Annotated in this window: 16 protein-coding genes and 2 tRNA genes; 11 read left to right on the top strand and 7 right to left on the bottom strand. The window is 67.7% G+C overall.

Annotated elements, in window-relative coordinates:
- Positions 1–14: 14 nt before the first annotated feature.
- Genes ACFQBT_RS05465 through ACFQBT_RS05450 form a run of 4 tightly spaced genes read right to left on the bottom strand, consistent with a single transcriptional unit; the run spans position 15 to position 3,365 of the window.
- Positions 15–626, bottom strand: coding sequence for a hypothetical protein (locus ACFQBT_RS05465; protein WP_377820977.1), 612 nt, complete (start codon positions 624–626; stop codon positions 15–17).
- Positions 627–685: 59 nt separating this feature from the next.
- The gene (locus tag ACFQBT_RS05460; protein WP_377820976.1) at positions 686–1,666 is read right to left on the bottom strand and encodes a GTPase; all 981 of its coding nucleotides are present in this window, start codon (positions 1,664–1,666) and stop codon (positions 686–688) included.
- Positions 1,663–3,126, bottom strand: a complete 1,464-nt coding sequence (locus ACFQBT_RS05455; protein ID WP_377825371.1) for a P-loop NTPase family protein — start codon at positions 3,124–3,126, stop codon at positions 1,663–1,665. The genes ACFQBT_RS05460 and ACFQBT_RS05455 overlap by 4 nt, the downstream gene beginning before the upstream one ends.
- Complete coding sequence (locus tag ACFQBT_RS05450) at positions 3,066–3,365, bottom strand: hypothetical protein (protein WP_377825584.1); 300 nt, start codon at positions 3,363–3,365, stop codon at positions 3,066–3,068. The genes ACFQBT_RS05455 and ACFQBT_RS05450 overlap by 61 nt, the downstream gene beginning before the upstream one ends.
- A gap of 139 nt (positions 3,366–3,504) precedes the next feature.
- Between ACFQBT_RS05450 and efeU the strand changes: the two genes are divergently transcribed.
- The 5 genes from efeU to ACFQBT_RS05425 all read left to right on the top strand — a co-directional run bounded on the left by efeU (position 3,505) and on the right by ACFQBT_RS05425 (position 8,194).
- Positions 3,505–5,043, top strand: coding sequence for an iron uptake transporter permease EfeU (gene efeU, locus ACFQBT_RS05445; protein WP_377820974.1), 1,539 nt, complete (start codon positions 3,505–3,507; stop codon positions 5,041–5,043).
- Positions 5,044–5,091: 48 nt separating this feature from the next.
- Positions 5,092–6,345: an iron uptake system protein EfeO gene (efeO, locus tag ACFQBT_RS05440; protein WP_377820972.1), complete on the top strand. Its 1,254-nt coding sequence runs from the start codon at positions 5,092–5,094 to the stop codon at positions 6,343–6,345.
- A 169-nt stretch (positions 6,346–6,514) separates the two neighbouring features.
- Positions 6,515–7,687 carry a Dyp-type peroxidase gene (locus ACFQBT_RS05435; RefSeq protein WP_377820971.1) on the top strand — a complete coding sequence of 391 codons (1,173 nt, stop codon included), beginning with the start codon at positions 6,515–6,517 and terminating at the stop codon, positions 7,685–7,687.
- A 26-nt stretch (positions 7,688–7,713) separates the two neighbouring features.
- A tRNA-Arg gene (locus ACFQBT_RS05430) sits at positions 7,714–7,787 on the top strand.
- Between the two features lie 71 nt (positions 7,788–7,858).
- Positions 7,859–8,194 carry a cupin domain-containing protein gene (locus ACFQBT_RS05425; protein WP_377820969.1) on the top strand — a complete coding sequence of 112 codons (336 nt, stop codon included), beginning with the start codon at positions 7,859–7,861 and terminating at the stop codon, positions 8,192–8,194.
- On the opposite strand, the gene ACFQBT_RS05420 is transcribed toward ACFQBT_RS05425, so the two are convergent.
- Together ACFQBT_RS05420 and ACFQBT_RS05415 are read right to left on the bottom strand one after the other, a co-directional pair.
- A complete protein-coding gene (locus ACFQBT_RS05420) occupies positions 8,191–8,997 on the bottom strand; it encodes an SDR family oxidoreductase (protein WP_377820968.1) in 807 nt (268 codons plus the stop codon). The two genes, ACFQBT_RS05425 and ACFQBT_RS05420, sit on opposite strands and share 4 nt — an antisense overlap.
- 1 nt (position 8,998) lies before the next feature.
- Positions 8,999–9,940, bottom strand: a complete 942-nt coding sequence (locus tag ACFQBT_RS05415; RefSeq protein WP_377820967.1) for a TetR family transcriptional regulator — start codon at positions 9,938–9,940, stop codon at positions 8,999–9,001.
- 173 nt (positions 9,941–10,113) lie between these two features.
- Here ACFQBT_RS05415 and ACFQBT_RS05410 point away from each other — a divergent pair, with 173 nt between their 5' ends.
- The 4 genes from ACFQBT_RS05410 to ACFQBT_RS05390 are packed head-to-tail and all read left to right on the top strand — an operon-like array spanning position 10,114 to position 15,010.
- The gene (locus ACFQBT_RS05410; protein WP_377820965.1) at positions 10,114–11,079 is read left to right on the top strand and encodes a cyclase family protein; all 966 of its coding nucleotides are present in this window, start codon (positions 10,114–10,116) and stop codon (positions 11,077–11,079) included.
- Between the two features lie 10 nt (positions 11,080–11,089).
- A complete protein-coding gene (locus ACFQBT_RS05405) occupies positions 11,090–13,381 on the top strand; it encodes an AMP-binding protein (protein WP_465252285.1) in 2,292 nt (763 codons plus the stop codon).
- Positions 13,381–13,770 carry a phosphotransferase gene (locus ACFQBT_RS05395; RefSeq protein ID WP_377820961.1) on the top strand — a complete coding sequence of 130 codons (390 nt, stop codon included), beginning with the start codon at positions 13,381–13,383 and terminating at the stop codon, positions 13,768–13,770. Before ACFQBT_RS05405 ends, ACFQBT_RS05395 begins: the two co-directional genes overlap by 1 nt.
- A 16-nt stretch (positions 13,771–13,786) precedes the next feature.
- Entirely contained in the window at positions 13,787–15,010 is a 1,224-nt protein-coding gene (locus ACFQBT_RS05390) for an acyl-CoA dehydrogenase family protein (RefSeq protein WP_377820959.1), read from the top strand.
- A 3-nt stretch (positions 15,011–15,013) separates the two neighbouring features.
- On the opposite strand, the gene ACFQBT_RS05385 is transcribed toward ACFQBT_RS05390, so the two are convergent.
- Positions 15,014–16,171 (bottom strand): PrsW family intramembrane metalloprotease, encoded by a 1,158-nt coding sequence (locus ACFQBT_RS05385; protein ID WP_377820957.1) that lies wholly within the window; start codon positions 16,169–16,171, stop codon positions 15,014–15,016.
- 32 nt (positions 16,172–16,203) lie between these two features.
- Between ACFQBT_RS05385 and orn the strand changes: the two genes are divergently transcribed.
- The gene (gene orn / locus ACFQBT_RS05380; protein WP_377820956.1) at positions 16,204–16,869 is read left to right on the top strand and encodes an oligoribonuclease; all 666 of its coding nucleotides are present in this window, start codon (positions 16,204–16,206) and stop codon (positions 16,867–16,869) included.
- Positions 16,870–16,904: 35 nt separating this feature from the next.
- Positions 16,905–16,977 (top strand) — tRNA-His (locus tag ACFQBT_RS05375).
- Positions 16,978–17,011 lie beyond the last annotated feature (34 nt).

Here is a 17,011-nt window from a genome sequence, read left to right as displayed (position 1 = left end):
GATAACGACGGGGGCTATTCGCTCGCGGCTCTGGCGAGGTTCTCGCGCACCGTGCGATGGGTGTCCAGGACCTCGCGAACCGGGGCGAGAACCTCCTGCTCGGCAACCTGCTCGATCGCGGCGCGCAGGCGGCGGTCGGTGGCCGCGGCACGGCGCCGGGCGCCGATGCCGGCCAGCCAGCGCGACAACACGGCGGTGATCATCCCGACGAGGGCTCCCCCGCCGGCCAGCCAGAACGGAGCAGGGACACCCAACCATCGGGGTACGTCGATGCTCAGGTTGATCAATCCCAGCACGGCTACGGCCAGCAGCCACACCACTGCGGCGACCAACACGGCGAAGGCCGCCCACTGGACCGCCGAGACGATGGCCCACCAATTCGGGCGGCGGGCGCTGATGTCCGTGCCAAGAACGGCCTGGTCCAACGCATCGCGCAGATCGGCCGATCGCGGATCCGCCTCATCGGCGATCCGCTGCGCCCAGGCTGCCGGAAGGCCCGCGCTGGCCTCGTGGACCAGGTGATGCGCCGCCAGGTCGACCTCGGCTTTGGCCGCCGCCGTCGGTTCCGGCAGCGAGGTACGGCCGAGCAGTCGTTTGGCCTCGGTGCGACCGATCCGGTCGGACACCACATCCTGCAGGTGCAGCCGGTCCAGTGGCGAGCGGCGCAGGCGCGCGACCCACCGGGTCAGCGGCCAGCCCCCGATTTGCTCGCTTCGCGTTGGTAGTCCCGACGGACCGCATCCACCACTGCGGGCACTCCCGCTGCTTTGGACAGGGCAGACACCAGTTCCGTGCTGCCCTGGGACAACTCGGGTTCTTGGCCGCCGACCAGGGGCTGCAACCGGGCCGCCGCACTGGCCAGGTCACCGACCAGTCGGCGTTCGGCCGCATTGTGCTCCTGGACGACTGCTCCGATGCGAGCGGCGAGGTCGTCGATGCCGCGACCTTCCACGGCCGAGGTCTGAACGACCTCCACGGAACCGATGCCGTCGGCGACCAGCAGGCGGTGCAGGTCCTCGGCGCACGCCTCAGCGCTCTCGACGTCCAACCGGTCGACCTGATTCAGCACGGCCACCGTGCGCGCCCGCCGGGCGGCCAGGGTGCGCACGTACTCGTCGTGTAACAGTGCGTCGGCGTACTTCTGCGGATCGGTCACCCACACGAAAACGTCCGCCCGCTCGAGCACCCGGTCGGCCTCGCGGCGGTGAGCCGGCACCCGGGAGTCGAAATCGGGCAGGTCCAGCAGCACCAGCCCGTCGAGCAGGTCGGCGAACCGGTCGTCGGCCGGTACCCGGTGCCGGGCGGCTACTCCGAGCCAGTCCAGCAACGGTCCTGCCGAGTCGTCGCCCCACACTGCGGCGGTGGGTCGCGACGTCGTCGGACGACGAGCTCCGATCCGCGAAACCGGCTCTGCTGCAAGGGCATTGAACAACGATGACTTGCCACTGCCGGTAGCGCCGGCCAATGCGACGACGGTCCGCGAGCCTCCGATGGCGGTCCGCTGACCGACCTTGTCCAGTACCGCGCGGGCGGACTCCAGATCGGCGTCGGGCAGAATGCCGGCGCTGGCGGTGACGGCCTGACGCAGGGCGTTGCTGCGATCGCGGACCTGCGTGTCGTCCATCGCTGCGAACCCGCGCCGGTTCAGTTGATCCGTAGTAGTCATCTGCTCGCTTGCACTGCCTTGGTCGCTGCGGTGAGGTCGTGTCGCACGGTCGTGATGTCCTCGTCCTGGACGGGGGCGATCAACCGGGCCGCCTCGCTGTCGTAGAGAGCCCCGACGCGTTCCAGCAGGTCCTTGCGCGCCATCTCGGACAGGTTGCGGACTGCTTGGTCGCCGAAGACGGCCTCCAGGAGCCGTTGGGCAACCACCGCCGAGCCGCCGGCGATACCCACCTCGGCGCCCGTCAGGCCGGCTGTCGCGGAAAAGGTCACCAGCATCAGAAGGACCGCGATGCCGTTGACCCCGAAGGCCAGGAACCGAGCCGTCATGCGTTTGTTGCCGGCCTGCGAGCGCACCAGGTCCAACAGCCCGTTCTGCCAGTCGCGCACCAGCCGCTGGGTGGCGGCGGTGAACTGCTCGGAAGGGTGCGCCAGGGCGGGGTTGGCGTCGGCCAGGGCGGCACCGCCCGGAATCAGTCGCCACGCGCGGACCGCCGTGGCCGGCGCCGATGTTCCACCGGACAGGATCAGCGCGGCGACACCGTCCTGGAGTGCCTCGCCCAGTTGTTCGGTGGCCGGCGGGGTCGATTTGCCGCGCAGAAAACCACCCACCCGATCACGCATGCGGCTGACACCGGCGTCCAGTTGCCGCAGCAACTCCCCCGTTCCGACGAACTCCTGCCAGCGCGCGAGCACCTCGCCACGCAGCAACGTCCCGTCCCGCATGCCTTCGCCCACCTGGGTAAGAGCGGTGTCGTACGCCGTGTCGACCGCCCCGCGCAGACTCCCCGTGGCTACCTCCTGGGCGGCCAGCGCCAGGTCCAGCTGCTCGATCCGGCCGCCGAGGGAATCCAGAGCGCCGTCCAGGGTTCGCCGGATCACCACGTTGCGGGCGAAGGCGTCGGCGGCCAGTGACTGCAGCCAGCTTTGGATCCGGGAGATCTCCGAGGCGGGCAGCAGCCCGTCGATCAAGGGCACCTCCCCGACCGCGAAAACCGGCGACTGTCCCAGACCGTTGTCCCGCAACATCCCGGCCAGATCGGCGCGCACCTCGGCCATGGCACCGTTGGGAACCCGGTTGAGCACAACGGCAACCGACGTGCCGCGAGCCACCGCCTGGTGCAACAACTGCCACGGCACGGCGTCCGCGTAGCGCGCGGCGGTCGTCACGAAGATCCACAGATCGGCAGCGCCCAACAACTGCCGGGCCAGGTCGCGGTTGGCTTCCACCACGGAATCGATATCCGGCGCATCGAGAATGGCCAGCCCCTGCGGCAGCGAATCGTCCGCCACCAGTCGGACCGTGCGCGGGTCCGCCGATTCGGCCGAACCCCCGGTCGTTCTCGCCAGGCCGGGGAGCACCCGGGTGCCGGAGAACCATTCGACATCCCCGGGATGGTGGATCAGCGTGGAAGCCCGGGTCGTAGGCCGCAGCACCCCGGCCGCGGCGACCTGGTGGCCCAGGATCGAGTTGACCAGCGTCGACTTGCCGGCACCGGTGGAACCGCCGACAACGGCCAGCAGGGGGCGTCCAATGCGCTCGCGCGTGGGATCAGGTAGTCGTCGAGTTGGGCGGTCAATTCCTCGGACTGCCGCCGCGCCTCCTGCACCCCGTCGATCTGCAGCGGCAACCGCACCTCCACGACGGCACGACGCAACCCGACCAGGGACTCCAGCAACGTGGAGGGGGCCGCATCGTTCACGGGTCAAGCATCGCCTGTCGCAGGCCTTCGGACCAACTTCGTGTTGGTTCTTGGGTTCATTGGACGCCGCAGTCAGGTACGGCTAACCTCAGATCGGTTAGGCAACCCTCAGAAGGCGAACGGTAGGAGTCGGGTCGACGTGCTGGCGACGTTCATCATCGGCCTCCGCGAGGGGCTCGAAGCAGCGCTGATCGTCAGCATCGTGGCCACCTTCCTGAAGCGCAACGGTCAGCCGTTGCGCCCGATGTGGATCGGCGTCGGAGCCGCGGTCACCCTCAGCATCCTGGTCGGCGTCGTGCTGAGCGTGATCGAGAGCAGCCTGCCGCAGGCCGCCCAGGAGGGCATGGAGTCGATCATCAACGCCATCGCCGTGGTGTTGGTCACGACGATGATCCTGTGGATGGCCAAACACGCCCGGGGGATGAAGCGTGAACTGGAGACGGCCGCCAGCGACGCGCTGGCCTCAGGGACCTCCCGCGCGCTGGTGCTGATGGCCTTCCTCGCGGTCCTCAAAGAGGGTTTCGAGACCTCCGTCTTCCTCCTGGCGACCTTCTCCGCGGCCAGCAACACCTGGTTCGCCGCGGCCGGCGCCGTGCTGGGCATCCTCGCGGCCGTCGGGCTCGGCTACGGGCTGTACACCGGCGGCGTGAAGCTGAACCTGGCCAAGTTCTTCAAGTACACCAGCGTCTTCCTCGTGCTCGTGGCCGCCGGCCTGCTGGTGTCCGCACTGCGCACCGCCCACGAAGCCGGGTGGCTCAACGCAGGACAGCAACGCACCCTCGATCTGGCCTGGCTGGCTCCGAACGGTTCGGTGCGGGGCGCCGTACTCACCGGGGTTCTCGGAATCCCGGCCGATCCGCGGCTCATCGAGGTGCTCGCCTGGACGGCGTACGTCGTACCCATGCTCCTGATCATCTTCTGGCCGCAGGCCCACCGCCCAGGCGCTGCTGCCAGCCGCCGGATCAAGGTGGCGGCCGCGGCCGGGTGCGCCATCGCCTCCGTCGCGTTGATGATCGGGGTGCGTACGCCGACCGTCAGCCTGCCGGCATCGGCACCGATCGTGGGGGCGAGTGGGGATCGGATCGGCACCGCGGAACTACACGGGACCACCATGCGAATGGTCATCGACGGCCATCCCACGCAGGTCGCCGTGGCGGACGCCGGCAGCGTCGTCCACGACGGGGTGACCGCCCGCGTCCTGCGCAGCGATGCCACGCCCTCGGACATCAAACGCACCGCGACCCTCAGCGAGGTGGCGCTTCTCAACGGTGGGCGCCTCCCGGTCGGCGTCGTCGCCGAGCGCAATCCCGGCCCGTTCGCGCTGACCGAGTCGCTGAGCGGCCAGGTGACCGCATACTCCGTCGACGGGCAGTTGCTCGATGCCTCCGACGATCGTCGCGTCATCGACACGATCTCCGGCGGAGGGTTGGACACGGCGCGCACGTTCACGCTGCCCGGTAACACCTGGGTGGTGGCTCCGACGTACGTCGCAACGGCCACCGCCGCGCTCAACGACTTCGCGTCGGCGCAAGCCGAACACCGGTTCTGGCGATGGGTCGTCCCGGGCGTGCTGCTCCTCGGCGCCGCCGCCCTGCTCGCAGCCGCGTGGCGGTCCGGCCGCACCGAAACCATCCGTCCCTCTACATCCCCCGTGGGAGTGCCGGTCGGCACTCCATGACGCACCAGCCGACGGCACGACCTGCCGCCATCACCAAGGAGTAAACGCATGTCCTCGTTCCCCCGTTCAGCAACCGTGGCCGTGGCAGGCGCCGCCCTGTGCACCGCGTTGGCTGCCTGCGGTTCGGCTGGTTCCACCGGGGGCGGCTCCGACACGAGCGACACCCCGGCATCCTCCGGCAGCGCCGCGACCGGGGCACCGGTGAAGAACGGAGCGGCACAGATCGCGATCACGCTCAAGGACAACGACTGCGCGGTCGACCACGCGTCGGCGGCGGCCGGTCCGATCACCTTCACGGTCAAGAACGAGAGCGCGCCCGGCATCAGCGAGGTCGAGTTGCTCAGCCAGGAGCGGATCCTCGGGGAGAAGGAGAATCTGGCACCCGGACTGGCTGCGACCAGCTTCACGTTGACCCTCACCGGCGGGCAGTACCAGATCTACTGCCCGGGGGCGACCACGGAGAACAAGACCTTCACCGTGACCGGGACGGCCGCCAGCACCGGCGCCAGCACCACCCAGCAGTTGCTGGCCGACGGCACCAAGGGCTACGGGACCTACGTCGCCAACACGCTCGCCGACATGATCGTGGCCGTCGACAACCTCAAAGCCGCGGTCGACTCCGGGGATCTCGCCAAGGCCAAGGAGGCGTACGCCAAGGCTCGGCCCTTCTACGAGAAAATCGAATCCGACGTCGAGGGCTTCGTGCTGCCGGGTAAGAACGCCACCGACAACAAGTTCAACCTCGACTACCTGATCGACATGCGCGCCTCCAACCTGGACCCGGCCGTCGGCTGGTCCGGTTTCCACGCCATCGAGCGCGACCTGTGGCAGGGCGGCAAGATCACCGACCAGACCAAGACCTACGCGGCCAACCTGCAGAAGAACGTCGGCACCCTTGCGCAATTGGCCAAGTCGCTGACCTACAAGCCGGAGGATCTGGCCAACGGCGCCGCCAGCCTCCTAGAAGAGGTGCAGAGCAACAAGATCAAGGGTGAGGAGGAGTCGTTCAGTCACCTGGACCTGGTCGACTTCGCCTCCAACGTGGAGGGTGCCCAACAGGCGTTCGCCTACCTCAAGCCGGGTCTGGACAAGATCGATCCCACGTTGTCGACACAGGTGGCGACCCAGTTCAAGAACGTCGAGGCGGCGTTGGAGAAGTACCGCGACGACAGTGCACTGGGCGGGTTCAAGGCGTGGACGCCGCAGCTGCGGGCAACCGACGCCCCTTCCTTGAGCAAGACCGTGCAGGGGCTGCAGGACCCGCTGTCCCGGATTGCCGAAAAGGTCGCCACCGCGCAGTAGATGCGTGCGAAGCGATGACCGCACAGTAGGACAATGGAGCTATGAGTAACCCCCTGACCCGCAGACACCCCCGGGCGAGGACCGCGGCCTGTCGCGTCGCCGGTTGGTGCAGGGCGCCGCCGGCGGCGCGGCCGTCGGTGCCCTGGCGGTTGGCGGGAGCGCATGGGCCATGACCGGGCGGCCGAACACCATCGGCGAGTCCGACCAGGAAGTTGACCGCGACACCGTCGACCTGTCCCAGTCGCACCCCTTCTACGGATCAGGTATGCAGGCCGGGGTCTTCACTGCGCCGCAGCGGCACGCTCTCTTCATGACCTTCACGATGGTCGCCGGCACCACGGCCACGGATCTGCAGACCCTGCTTGCACGCTGGTCGGCGGCCATCGCCCAACTGACGCAGGGCAAATCGATCGGGGCCGTCGAGCCCACCCGGGCCGGAGCGGTGGCACCCGACACCGGCGAGGCCTTCAACCTCGACCCGGCCAGTCTGACGGTCACGATCGGTCTGGGTCCGTCATTGTTCGATGATCGCTTCGGCCTGAAGGACAAGCGGCCGGCCCTGCTGACCGATCTACCCGACCTGCCCTCGGATTCGCTGCAGCCGGCCCTGACCGACGGTGACCTCTCGCTCCAAGCGTGCGCCGACGACCCCCAGGTCGCCTACCACGCGATCCGGAACCTGGCCCGCATGGTCCGCGGAACCGCCGAAACCCATTGGAGCGTGATGGGATTCGGCCGCGCGTCGGCCGGTGCCGGTCAGTACACCCCGCGCAACCTGATGGGGTTCAAGGACGGCACCCGCAACATCACCGAAGAGGCGGACCGCGCGAAATTCGTCACCATCGCGGGCGCCGACCAGAAATGGCTGGAGGGCGGGACCTATCAGGTGGTGCGCAAGATCGAGATGGACATCGAGATCTGGGACGCAGACCCTGTAAGCGACCAGCAGCACGTCTTCGGGCGTACCAAGGACGAGGGTGCACCGCTGTCGGGCACCAAGGAGTTCGACACCCCCGACTTCCACAAGACCGGAACCGTCGACGGCCTGGCCATCCCGGCCACCTCCCACATCGCCCTCGCCGCTCACGAGAACAACGGTGGGGTCAAGATTCTGCGCCGGGGCTACAACTACACCGACGGCATCAACCAGTACGGACAGCTGGACGCTGGCCTTCTGTTCATCGCGTACATGAACGACCCCGACCATTTCGTGACGCTGCAGCGCAAGCTGGGCTCCTCGGACCGGCTGAACGAGTACATCTCGCACATCGGCTCCGGACTGTTCGCGGTACCACCTGCCCCTGCCGCCGGGCACTACGTGGGCGAAGCGCTGTTCACCTGACCGCGCCTCTACACTGAACGCGCCCAGCCCCCGTAGCTCAGCTGGATAGAGCAAGGGCCTTCTAATCCCTAGGTCGCAGGTTCGAGTCCTGCCGGGGGCGCTGCATGACCCGCCGCGATGATCACGCTCTCCTAGACTCGACACGGCTGATCGAAACCGAAGGAGATCCCCGTGGAGAAGAGATCGCTCACTGCACTCGGCCGGGAGCTGCTGGCCGATGCCGAAGCCGCCCGCAGTGGTCGCAGTGCGCGGACGGTCTACGGCGGTCACGAGCACATGCTGCGCCAGACGGTGCTGGCCCTGACTGCCGACAGTGCCCTGGACGAGCACGACAGTCCCGGCGAGGCCACCCTGATCGTCCTGTCCGGTCGGGTGCGACTCGCCACCGCCGACACCAGGTGGGACGGTGCGACCGGTGATCATCTCACCATCCCGCCGACGCGACACTCGCTGACCGCGCTGGAGGACTCGGTGGTGCTGCTGACCGTCGCCAAGTCCCTGAGCTAGCCCGCCCGGCCCTCCAGATCACGCCGGTAGCGCTGCATGCCGGCGATCCACCGGTCGATGTCCGCCGCCTTGCGTTCCCGGTATGTCCCGACCTCCGGATGCGGGAGCACCAGGAATCCGCCGTCGATGACGCCCTGGATCGCCTCTCGCGCAACGACTTCCGGACTCAATACGTCGCCCGCGGACGTCACGGCCGCGGTACCTGCCTGCACGACTGGGTCGTCCGAAGCCAGCCCGTCACGAACCATGGCGGTGTCCACGCCCATGGGACACAAGCAGGTCACCCCGACGCCCCGATCGCCGTACGTCGCGGCCAACCACTCGGCGTGCGCCACCGCGGCGTGTTTGGTCACGGAGTACGTCGGGCTGCCCAGTTGGGTCAGTAGTCCCGCCGCAGATGCGGTGGACAGGAAATGCCCGTTGCCGCGTTCGAGCCAGCCCGGCAGCAGCAACTCCGCCGCCCGGACGTGAGCCATCACGTTGACCTGCCAGGACAGATCCCAGTCGGTGGGCTTCACATCGGGCTCGAACCCGCGCAGCACTCCGGCGTTCGCGGCGTACAGATCAACCGGCCCGAACTCCCGCTCGGCCACGTCGATGGCGGCACGGATGTCGTTGGTACTGCTCGCATCCCCCGGTAGCGTCCGCACCGCGTCCGCGGCCGGAACGGCCGCGGCCAGTGCATCGGGGTCCAGGTCGGTCGCCACCACCCGCGCTCCGCGAGCCACCAACTCCTTGACCAGGGCAGCACCGATCCCGCCGCCGGCTCCCGTCACGATCGCAACCGAACCATCTATGTGCACGTCAATCTCCTTGCTCGTCAGATATTTTCGCGCGATACGCCGCATGCGCGGCCGCGTCGTACTGCATCATTCCCAGGGCGAACCTCGCGTACTCCCGGGCGATCTGTTCCGGACTGGACGCTCCGCCCAGCTTGAACCACTGCGGCAGCGAGGTGCACATGGTGGAGACCGCCCGGCCGGCGTCGTGCCAGTCCCTGGCCTTCAGTAGGCCCAGTTTCCTTGCCTGCTGGACCTGTTCATCCATCAGGTACTGAATCTCGTTGCGCAGCCTAGCGATTCGAGCACGATGCGTGGGATCGAGGCTGCGCATCTCGCTGGCTCCGATCAACGCCAGATCGCCGTAGTAGGTGTGGAAGAGAGCCAATGCCTCCACAATGTTGCTGAACCGCTCCACCGGGTCAGCCCCGCTGTCCCGGGCCGCTTCGACCCGGGGGCGCAACTCGCCCATGGTGCGGTCCAGGCCGGTCACCAGGAGGGCGTACTTGCTGTCGTAGTGGTGGTACACCCCCGCCACGCTCATGCCGGCCTCCAGTGCGATCATCCGCATCGTGGCGCCGTGGTAACCGGTGCGCACGAACACCCGGATGGCCGCGGCGAGCACGGGATCCACGGCGAGCGGACCGAAGTGCCTCCAGTCAGCGACATCGCGCCCGGAGGCGACCACCGCGAAGGCCGGCTGCGGTGTCTCCACCGTGTCAGGACCGGCGTCGGCCACAATGCCCGCCGGATCGACGCCGAGCGCATCGGCAATGGCGATGAGCCGTTGAACGGTCACCGGCGTCAGGTCGTTCTCCAGGGCGCTCATGGTGGCCGGGCTGACGCCCAGCTCGGCGGCCAGCCCACGCAGCGACAGGCTCGCACTGCGCCGCGCCCGACGGATCGCTGCGCCCACGCCGGACGGCGCCGCCGCAACGTCGGCCACGCGCCCGTGGTGTTCAGCCATGGTGAACAATCCTACGCCGTGACTGAGAAGATTCGCCACCTACGTTGACAATGACCTCTCGTCCTCGTGACACTGATCACACCTGAACAAACCGAACGATCACTCACCATGTTCATCATGTGGTGATTGACTGGCTGAGTGAGACGTTCACGACTTGCCGATGGAGGCACGCAATGACGCAGGCACCGGAAACCGTTCCCGAACTCACCGAACTTCTCGCCGACGCCCCGACGAACTGGGGAAAGTGGGGTGCGGACGACGAGGTCGGCGCGTTGAACTACCTGACCGCCGCGGAGGTCCTGCGCGGCGTCGCCGAGGTCAAGGACGGCAAGGTCTTCACCCTGCAGCGCATCATCGGCGACCCCAAGGGGGACCCGGTGTGGCCGGGCCGCACGCCCGCCGAGCGCACCCAGATCCTGGACGAGTCGAGCTGGGACGGGGACGGGGCGCCGGACTACCCCGGCGGCCTGCACTACGCCGACGACAAGATCAACGCGTTCCTGCAGGGTTCCACCCAGTACGACGCGCTGGGCCACCTCTGGTACGACGGGAAGATCTGGAACGGCTACGACGCGCGGACCACGGTCGGCGGGCTGGACAAGGCCAGCGTGCAGCCGATCGCCGAGCGCGGCGTCGTGGGGCGCGGCATCCTGCTGGACATGGCCCGCTTCCGGGGCAAGAAGACCCTGGACAAGGGTGAGACCTTCACCCACGAGGACCTGATCGCCTGCGCCGCGGCACAAGGCACCGAGATCAAGCCGCGCGACATCCTGGTCATCCGGACCAACTTCCTGCAGCTGTTCTTCGACGAGGGCGAATCGTTCTACGAGGGCTTCAACGAGCCCGGCCTGGTCTACTCCCCCGAGTTGGTGCAGTGGTTCCAGGACATGGAGATCCCCAACCTGGTCACCGACACCATCGCCAACGAGGTCACCACCGACCCCAACAACGGAGTGGCGCTGGTGCTGCACAGCGCGCTGATGCGCAACCTCGGAGTCACCCTCACCGAGATCGCCGACCTGGAGGGCCTGGCCGACGACTGCGCCGGCGACAAGCGCTACACCTTCATGTACGCCGCTGCGCCGCTCAACGTGGCCAAGGCCGCCGGCTCCCCGGTCAACCCGCTGGCCATCAAGTAGGCCGCGACTGATGGTGAGCTACGCCGACCGTCCCTGGCTGCCCCTGTACGAGGAGGGGCAGCCGGGTGACATCGCCCAGGACTTCGACACCGGGCTGGCCATCTTCGACGCCGCCGTGCGGCGGGCACCGCAGATGGACGCCGTCCAGTACTTCGACCAGTCCATGACCTACGCCGAACTCGACGCTGCGAGTACCGCATTCGCGGCTGCGTTGTTGGACCACGGGTTGCAACGTGGCGACCGGGTAGGGATCTATGTGCAGAACGACCCCGCCTTCGTCATCGGCCTGGTGGGAACCTGGAAGGCCGGCGGTGCCGCCGTCGCGATCAATCCGATGAACAAGGTCCGCGAGTTGACCTACCTGCTCAGCGACTCCGGAGCAACCGCACTGCTGTGCCTCGATGATCTGTACGACCAGGTGGTCAAGGACGTGATCGCCGGCCCGGACAGCACGATCCGTACAGTCATCACCTGTTCGTCCCTGGATCACCAGAGCCGCAACGACGAGCGCGTTCTCGGCGGGACGACCAAGCACACACCGGAGGACACCCTCGACCTGGACTCGCTGGTGGCCCAGTACTCCGGTCGGCAGCTGCCCGATCCCGGCCTGGCGGCCGGGGACCTCGCCGTACTGACCTACACCTCGGGCACCACCGGCCAGCCCAAGGGCGCGATGAACACCCACGGCAACCTGGCCTTCAATGCTCAGACCTACCGGGACTGGATGCATCTGGAGCAGGGTGACCCGGTGCTGGCGATTGCGCCGCTGTTCCACATCACAGGACTGGTCGGCGCAGTCATGATCGCGTTCCTGCTGCCCGGCCCGCTGGTGTTGGCCCATCGCTTCGAGCCCAGTGTGATGCTCGATGCGATCAAGGAACACCGACCGGCGTTCACCATCGCGGCCATCACCGCCTTCCTGGCGCTGGCGGCCGCTCCGGGCGCCACCCCGGAGGACTTCGCCTCGTTCAAGGTGCTCTACACCGGCGGAGCCCCGGTTGCGCCGGCGGTGGCGGACCGACTGGAGAAGGTGTTCGGTTCCTACATCCACAACTTCTACGGGCTCACGGAGACCAACTCCCCTTCGCACGGTGTGCCACGCGGAGTCCGGGCACCGGTCGACCCCGCATCGGGAGCGTTGTCGGTCGGGGTCCCGGTCTACAACACCGTGGTGCGGGTCATCGACGATGCGGGCAACGACGTACCTTTCGGCGAGATCGGCGAGTTCGCCACCAGCGGACCGCAGGTCGTTCCGGGCTACTGGAACCGCCCCGACGCAACGGCGGCCTCACTGCCCGGCGGCGAACTTCGCACGGGCGACGTGGGTTTCATGACCGAGGACGGTTGGTTCTTCCTGGTCGACCGCAAGAAGGACATGATCAACGCCTCGGGCTACAAGGTGTGGCCGCGTGAGGTCGAGGACGTGCTCTACACCCATCCGGCGGTGCGTGAGGCCGCGGTCGTCGGTGTCGCCGACGACTACCGCGGAGAGACGGTGCGGGCCTTCGTGTCGCTCGTCGAGGAGAGAGCGTCACGCCCGAGGAACTCATCGAGTTCGCCAAATCGCAGATGGCGGCCTACAAGTACCCGCGAGAGGTCCGGATCCTGGACGAATTGCCCAAAACCGTCACCGGAAAGATCCTGCGGCGGGAGCTGCGGGACTGACATGGCTGATGCACTCGTTGATGTCGCCAGGCTGGGTCCGGCGCTCGTCACCGCCACCGGTGACGAGCGCTGGGCGCAGCCGTCGCCGTCGCTGATTTCCGGCGGCAAGTCCAACCTGACCTACCTGCTGACCAGCCCGGCCGGCGAGCTGGTCTTCCGGCGGCCGCCGTCCGGCAACGTGCTGGCGACCGCGCACGACATGGGCCGGGAGGTGCGAGTCCAACGTGCCCTGGCCGACACCCCGATCCCGGTGCCGACCATCATCCTGGCCGATGAGGGAGACCTGCTCGGCTACCCGTTCTACGTGATGAATCGCGTTGCGGGACATGTGATTCGCGACCGGTTGCCGGACGGATACGCAACGACGGAGGCCGAGCGACAGCAGATGGGCATGGCCCTCGTCGACACCCTCGCAGCGTTGCACGCCGTCGACTACCGAGCGGTCGGTCTCGACCAGCACGGCCGGCCCGATGGCTACATGGAGCGGCAGTTGGCGCGCTGGGGCAAACAGTGGGAAGCCACCCGCTCCAGCACCGACCATCCGGTGGAGGAGTTGCGCGCCCGGTTGGCGCAGGCGCTTCCCCGCAAAGTGATGCGACGATCGTGCACGGCGATTTCCGTCTCGACAACTGCGTGATGGATGCCACCGATCCGGGTCGGGTGGCTGCAGTCCTGGACTGGGAGATGTCCACTATCGGCGACCCGCTGAGCGACCTGGGGCTGTTGCTCTTCTACTGGGTCGAACCCGGAGAGGGCCAGTCCGACCTCACCCCGACCGTTGTCGACCTGCCCGGCTTCCCGACCCGTGCACAACTGCGCGACCGGTACGCCGAGGTGAGCGGGCGCGACATCAGTCACCTGCCGTTCTACGAGGCCTTCGCACACTTCAAGTCGGCCGCCATCGCCCAGGGCATCGACGTCCGGGTCAAGGCCGGCGTGATGGGCGGTCAGGACTTCGGGGATCTCTCCGGGACCGTGCGCATGGTCGCCGAGCGCGGCCTGGACCGTTTGCGCAACAATCAATGAAACACGAGGAGTAGCAATGGATTTCGCGTTATCCCCGAAGGCACAGGAATTGTGCGATTCGATGTGGGAGTTCATGCGCGAGGAGGTCATACCGGCCGAGCCGGTCTACGACCAGTGGCGGGTTGAGCACGGCCCGCACGCCCACCCGCCCGTGGTCGAGGAGCTCAAGAAGAAGGCTCGCGAGCGCGGCCTCTGGAACCTCTTCCTGCCCAGCGTCTCCGGTATCACCAACCTCGAATACGCCTCTATCGCAGAGATTTCCGGGTGGTCACCGGTCATCGCCCCCGAGGCCATCAACTGCCAGGCGCCCGACACCGGCAACATGGAGGTGCTCGAAATCTTCGGCACCGACGAGCAGAAGAAACAGTGGCTGGAACCGCTGCTGGACGGCACCATCCGTTCGGCGTTCGCGATGACCGAACCCGACGTGGCCAGTTCCGATGCGACCAACATCGAGACCTCGATCGTGCGCGACGGTGACGAATACGTCATCAACGGCCGCAAGTGGTGGATCTCCGGCGCGGCGGACGAGCGCTGTCAGATCTTCATCACCATGGGCAAGACGGATCCCTCGGCGGCGACGCACCGCCAGCAGTCGATGGTGCTGATTCCCCGCGACGCTGCGGGCCTGAACATCGTGCGGCACCTGCCCGTCTTCGGGTTCCAGGACCAGCACGGGCATTCGCTGATGGAGTTCAACGACGTCCGGGTCCCGGTCAGCAACATCATCGCCGGCGAGGGCGAGGGGTTTGCGATCGCCCAGGCCCGCCTGGGACCGGGTCGGATCCACCACGCGATGCGCGCCATCGGTATGGCCGAGCGCGCCCTGGCGCTGATGGTCGAGCGGGCCAAGAACCGCGTCGCCTTCGGCAAACCGCTCATCGAGCAGGGCGTCGTGCGCGAGCACATCGCCAACTCGCGGATCGAGATCGACTCGGCCCGGCTGCTGGTCTACAAGTGCGCGTGGCTGATCGACCAGGGCGGGGCGCGCAACGCCCGCAGCGAGGTCGCCCAGATCAAGGTCGCCGCACCCGCCGTGGCCAAAGCGGTCATCGACCGCGCCATCGAGATCTTCGGTGGGGCCGGTGTCAGTGACGTGACGCCGTTGGCCTACTTCTACTCCTGGGCGCGCGTCCTGCAGATCGCCGACGGTCCGGACGCCGTGCACCGCGAAACGATCGCCCGTCAGGAGATCCGCAAGGAGAGCCCGATCCCTGCGGCGACCACCGTCGTCCAGTGACTCTCAGGCGACCAGTTCCGGCCAGCGGTAGAGCGCCGTACCCAGGAACTGTTGTCGCCTCTGGGTGACCAGGTCGAGGAGCGCACGCTCCTCGCGCACCGTCCGCGCATCCGTTGCACCGCGCTCGATCCGGGCGCGGTGCATCGCCAGTTCGCTTGCCGCGTCCTGGAACTCGCGCATCTCCCGTTCAGCCCCGTGCGACTTCGCCCACGCACGGGCGTACTGCCGCTCGCGCACCGAGCTGAGCATGCGCACCTCGGGCGTGGACAGCCACCCCTGGTCGACGTACGGCGTGAGGTTGACCCGGATCGTGTGCGCCTCTGAGTGCCGCGCGGCGATGAGGATCGCGATGAAGCCGGCGAACAGCGGCACCTGCAGGAAGATGTAGAAGGCCAGCCAGCCACTCTCGGCGAGGACGGCGCCGGCGTTCCAGAGCGCGTGCAGCCCCACCGCGCACAGCCATCCGACCAGCGGCGCGACGATCCGCGGACCCCAGGTTCGAGCGGTCGCGGCGATCCCGATGCCGACCCCCGTGCAGATGGTGAACATCGGGTGCACGAAAGGACTCATGATCACCCGCACGAAGAAGGTGTGGAAAAGCCCGGCATCACCCTGCTCGGCATACCCGTTGGACAGGTAGATGACGTCCTCGACCATCGCGAAACCGGCGGCCGACAGTCCAGCGTAGACGATGCCGTCGACGATCCCGTCCAACTCCCGCCGGGCAACCAGCCAGATCAGCAGTACCGGAGCACCTTTCAGCGTTTCCTCGACCACCGGCGCGACGAAGACCGCGACCGCACTGTTGTTGTCACTGGTCGCGCCGAGCAGATACCCGCCGGCGTCGTTGAGGAAGGCCGCCCCGAGGGTGGCGACACAGGCGCCCCACCCGAAGGCGAACAGCAGCAGGTGGATCGGCTCCCGCTCGAGCCGGTCGACCCACAAGAACGCCGGCACCACGATGCCCACCACGACGGCGGACAGCAGGATGCCCAAACCGGTCGCGGTGGCGCCGGATTGAGCGTTGATCAACGACAGGATGGTCACCCCGCAGGCACCGATGAGGACCGCGACCAGTGACCACAGCAGGATTCGGCGGACGAGCCGGTTGCGGCGCACCGATGCCGGTGGGCTCAGGACGTCGGAAAGGTGATGATCCACGGCCGCCACCTTAGGGGCCCTATCGTGGAGATGTGCCCAACGACCGCGCCGCAACCGATCGGATCATCTGGATCGACTGTGAGATGACCGGCTTGGACCTGGTCGCGGACGCGTTGATCGAAATCGCTGTCCAGGTAACAGACTTCTACCTCGAACCCATCGGACCGGGGCTGGACATCGTGATCCGTCCGCCCGCGTCAGCGCTGGCGCAGATGGGCGAGTTCGTCCGGGCGATGCACACCGACAGCGGGCTGCTGGATGAGTTGGACGACGGGATCGAGTTGGCCGAGGCCGAGCAGCAGGTGATGGAGCACCTGCTGCACTACGCGCCCGAACCGGGCAAATGGCCGCTGGCCGGCAACACCATCGGCACCGACCGCGCGTTCCTGGCCCGGGATATGCCCCAGGTCATCCGCCAGTTGCACTACCGCGTCATCGACGTCTCCTCGATCAAGGAACTGTCGCGGCGCTGGTACCCCCGCAGCTACTTCGCTGCTCCGGCCAAACACGGTGGCCACCGCGCTCTTGCCGACATCACGGAGTCGATCGCGGAACTGCGCTACTACCGCGAGGCCGTCTTCGTACCGCCCCCTGGCCCCGACACCAACCAGGCGCGCGCGCTGGCCGAGCAGTTCGGCGTACCTGCGGCCACTGAGCGGGACCGTGGTCAGGAGCACTCCGGCGGGCAGGTACGATAGTCCGCGCTGCCTGCTTCACCACGGGCAGGCACATGGTGGGTGTAGCTCAGCTGGTAGAGCGTCGCGTTGTGGTCGCGGATGTCGCGGGTTCGAGCCCCGTCACTCACCCCGGCAGCGCCGCCTCGTCAGAGGGCGGCGCTCA

Origin of the sequence: Branchiibius cervicis, assembly GCF_042661605.1 — a bacterium.
GTDB lineage: Bacteria > Actinomycetota > Actinomycetes > Actinomycetales > Dermatophilaceae > Branchiibius > Branchiibius cervicis.
The sequence above is the reverse complement of the archived record's forward strand: the minus strand, read 5'-3'. Positions and strand labels throughout refer to the sequence as shown.